This is a genomic window from Streptococcus sp. 1449 (genome assembly GCF_013276805.1).
Classification (GTDB): Bacteria; Bacillota; Bacilli; order Lactobacillales; family Streptococcaceae; genus Streptococcus; species Streptococcus pseudopneumoniae.
Genome location: NZ_VMLS01000111.1, coordinates 1 through 3881, shown reverse-complemented (window position 1 = coordinate 3881; position 3881 = coordinate 1). Strand labels below are relative to the sequence as shown.

Annotated in this window: 4 protein-coding genes; all 4 read right to left on the bottom strand. The window is 34.2% G+C overall.

Annotation, left to right across the window (positions count from 1 at the left end; translation table 11 throughout):
* Window positions 1-238 precede the first annotated feature (238 nt).
* A complete protein-coding gene (locus HT687_RS11450) occupies window positions 239-880 on the bottom strand; it encodes an ATP-binding cassette domain-containing protein (protein WP_000087002.1) in 642 nt (213 codons plus the stop codon).
* Between the two features lie 4 nt (window positions 881-884).
* Window positions 885-3086, bottom strand: coding sequence for an ABC transporter permease (locus HT687_RS11445; RefSeq protein ID WP_172924219.1), 2202 nt, complete (start codon window positions 3084-3086; stop codon window positions 885-887).
* 6 nt (window positions 3087-3092) lie between these two features.
* A complete protein-coding gene (locus HT687_RS11440; RefSeq protein ID WP_000748217.1) occupies window positions 3093-3386 on the bottom strand; it encodes a hypothetical protein in 294 nt (97 codons plus the stop codon).
* A gap of 164 nt (window positions 3387-3550) precedes the next feature.
* Window positions 3551-3721: a PhrA family quorum-sensing system peptide gene (locus tag HT687_RS12255; RefSeq protein ID WP_001227865.1), complete on the bottom strand. Its 171-nt coding sequence runs from the start codon at window positions 3719-3721 to the stop codon at window positions 3551-3553.
* Window positions 3722-3881 lie beyond the last annotated feature (160 nt).

The window sequence follows — 3881 nt, the reverse complement described above, 5'->3', positions numbered from 1 at the left end:
GGCAATACGTTTTCAAAGCTACTTTTTACCATAGATTTTGAGCTTTCAACACATATTACTAAGCCAAAAATGCTCTAAATTTTTGAAATTCTAACAAATTCCACTCAACTTTATCATCATATTTGACTTTCACAATATCTTTCTCAAAATAACATGGAATAAAGATAGTTTTCTTTTGAAACGGGTTCAGAAGTAACCGTATCAAGTGCTAATAATGCTTGAGTTAATTTACAAGAACCTACTCCAGTGAAATGATCCTATCACATTGCCGTGCTTGCTCCATGTTATGCGTAACAATCAAAATTGTTTTACCAAATTGATCTCTCAAAGTTCGAATCAAATCGAATGCTTTTTGAGACATTTCAGGATCTAACGATCCGGTTGGTTCATCTGCTAGGACAATATCTCCGGGCTTTAAAATAGCTCTCACAATCGCAATTCTCTGCTGTTCACCTCCCGATAATTCATTGACTTTACTATTTAACCGATTTTGTAGACCAACAAATTCTAGCGTTTCCTTGATTCTCTGCTCTTTCTCCTGTCTAGAGAAATTCGAAAAAGTCATGGCAAGCATCAGGTTATCTTTCACACTAGATGTAGAAATGAGTGCATTGGATTGAAAAAGATAGTTGATGACATTCCTTCGATAATGAACTGCTGATTGCGAATTTACCTTAGGCAAAACTTTTCCGTTGATTAGGATTTTACCACTGTCAACAGTATCCAATAGTCCAATCATATTGAGGATAGTCGATTTTCCAGAACCAGAAGGTCCTACTAAAGCTACAAATTCATTTTCCTCAATATCAAAGCTTAAGTCTTTGAAAATTTCTCTTGAACCAAATTGTTTTGATACATTTTGTACTGAAATTCTAGACATGAGATTACTCCTTAAATGATTGTATGATACTCTCTCCTTCTTTACGGAACAAACTGAAGTAAAGAAGCATTATCTGAAAAGCAAATGTAGCTAGTGTCATGACTATTCCCAACTTAGAACCCACCAAGATAGAAACGATTAGTTCCATCACAGAAAAACTAATAATGAGAGAAACCACACCAATATATCTTTTCCATGGTGAGAATCCCATAAAGTATTGAACATACAATTTTTCTTCAAATAACAAGCGGTACATTAAGACAAAACTCCAGAAAATAGCCATCATCGTAATGATGATAATCGCTATAATCGTGCCGAAAAGATAAAATGTATAACTCAGATCTTTTTGAAGACCATTGATAAAGTTCTTGACAGTTGTAAAACTCAACCGATTATCCGTTAAATCTGGAAATTCTGTTTCTAAAACGGACACTACCTGTTCCATTGTTTCCCTATCACGAATCTTCAAAAGACCATTATAGCCGCTGACAACTAAGTTTGCCGACTCCATGAAATATAGATTCTCTGGTGTTGAGACAAAAATAACTGGATTCTCACTAGTTGTACCATAAGAAATGGAATCTGACCAAGTAAATATTGGTCGAGACGGTTGGTAAACCTTGAACATAAATTTCGGATTTTCTGTGAAATTAGTTTGTAAATCTCCCGGTTTTACAGTGACACTTTCCTGTAAATAAGCCTTCATCGCCTCAAGTTCTTCTGTATTGAGCGTGTTAGGTAGAAGATAAAGTCGAGTACCATTCCTCATCTCTAGCAACTCCTCATCACTTAGGGGAATACCTAACTCTTGCAGGTAATTATAGGAGAATTTCAAATACCAAAATGGTTTTTTAGGGACATGTTGGTATGTCCCATAGACTGCATCAAGGTACTCCTGATTAAGAAATTTTCCTTGGGCAATATAGACACCTGGAAGCTCAGATATACGCTGGTAAAAGTTATACATACTACGCTCAAGGGAATTTGTAGTTCCTGCATATGTACCTACATCATCTCCCTCAACAAAGCTGGAGATAACGTACATATCTTCAACATTTTTCCACTCCCTAGATACTTTCATATTATCAATAAACTGATTCGTTGGAGCATCTAAAGAGTAACTGACTGCGATTAACAAACCAGCTACCAAGGTATAGAATAACAAGCAGGTTACCATTAAAGGCTTCATTGGTAATCGTTTATGAATTGCGGCTAATGGAGAAACCGAATAAACAATAATCGTTGGAATAATGAATATCAATAGTAGCAACAAGACTGAGAGGCTGACTCCAGCAAAAACTAGAATAAACGATGATAAACCAAAACTAGACCAGCCTGACAACAACCAACTACATAAAGAGATAATTGGAATAATGTAGATTGAAAATAGTAGAGAATTTTTGAAAAAAGCAGACCATAATTCTTTTCTATCCCATCCTAAAAGAATCAATGTTCCGAAATGTTTAAAGGATTGAAGAACACAGATTAAGAATAGAATCAGTAAAATGAAGGCATTTACTAAGATGCTGATAGCAAGTATTATTCCCCAAATTCCCTGATCAGTACTACTTCCAAAACTTTCTTTTGTCAAATCCTCAACAGAAATATCTGACATCTTTGAAAGATGCAACAGAAAGTTATCTCTTGAGACAGCATCGTGGAGACCATTGATATGGTATATCCCATTGATCGTATTAGTGTTTTGAAAAGTATAATCTAATCGTTCAATGACTACAGGTGTGCTAAATAATAAATCTGGAAGCTCGTAAAGCATATTATTTGAGCCTTTGTCAAGTCCAATAGTCATACTATTATCACTATGAGATAATAAATCTGCAAATTGTTGTTGTGAGACTACTATTTTACCCGTACTTTCAAAATCTGAAAAACCAGCAGAGCTGCCAAGGATGTCTATATAAATCCTATTTAGACCTTCTCCTGTATCACTACTTTCAGAACGTTTTGTCCATATGGACAAGTCACTCTGTTCTAAAAAATAATTAAATACATCTTGTGATTGCTCTTCTGTTAACTTCTGAAGATAAACTGTTACAGTTTCGGAATGATGATTATAACTCTGCCATGACTGTTGATACTGTAAACCTGCTAAAAAAATTGCCACCAGAGCAAGTAAGACACTCTGGATGGCAATCAAAAACAGGATTAAGTATTTCATTTTACCTAATAACATGTTTTTGTATGTCATAGGTACTTACCTACAATTCCAGTAACATTCAGCTGTAGCAGTTCCGATGAATTTAGAAACACGTGCTTCTACTCCAGGTGATTGCCAGCCTGAGAATGCCCCGTTAGCAGTTGCTGAGTGTTCGTAAACACTAGACTGAACATTTGAATAGCTCCAAAGGCCAGCAGTACGACCATAATCCCAATAAACTGCAGTACCTTTATACCAAACTGTTGCAGCTGAAACAATCGAACCACCTGCACCAGCTAAAGTCAGTGCAAGTAAAGATGTTGTAATTATTTTTTTTATGCTTTTCTTCATCGTAAAGCCCTCATTTCTTTCACTTAAAATCTAACAATAACAATGACTGCATTTAGAAATATCAACAAATCATACCCTAGTACATCGGAATCCCTTCTTTCTAATTAAAAATTAGATAAAACAGAAATACTATATAGTTAATAGTATTTTCATCATTTAATCAACTAATCAGCCTTCCCAACATCAAGACCATTGGACTTCTTTTGTGATTGCACTCGAATCTCCAATTGTCTATTCTTCTGAATAAACTGTTGGTAAGGAATTGTATTACTAAACATAAAAACACCTAGCAATGCAAATGTAACTAATTTTTTAATTCCACGTTTTTTTCTCATGCAATGAAACCCCTTTCTTTTTTATTCTAACAGATATATTTTATTTAGTCAAGTATTTTTATTTAATTTTTAACTTTTTTTTTTTATTTATTACCATAAAGAATTATTTGTTTCTTTAACTTACTATTTTGAACTAAAAATTTTATAATGAAATTAAGCA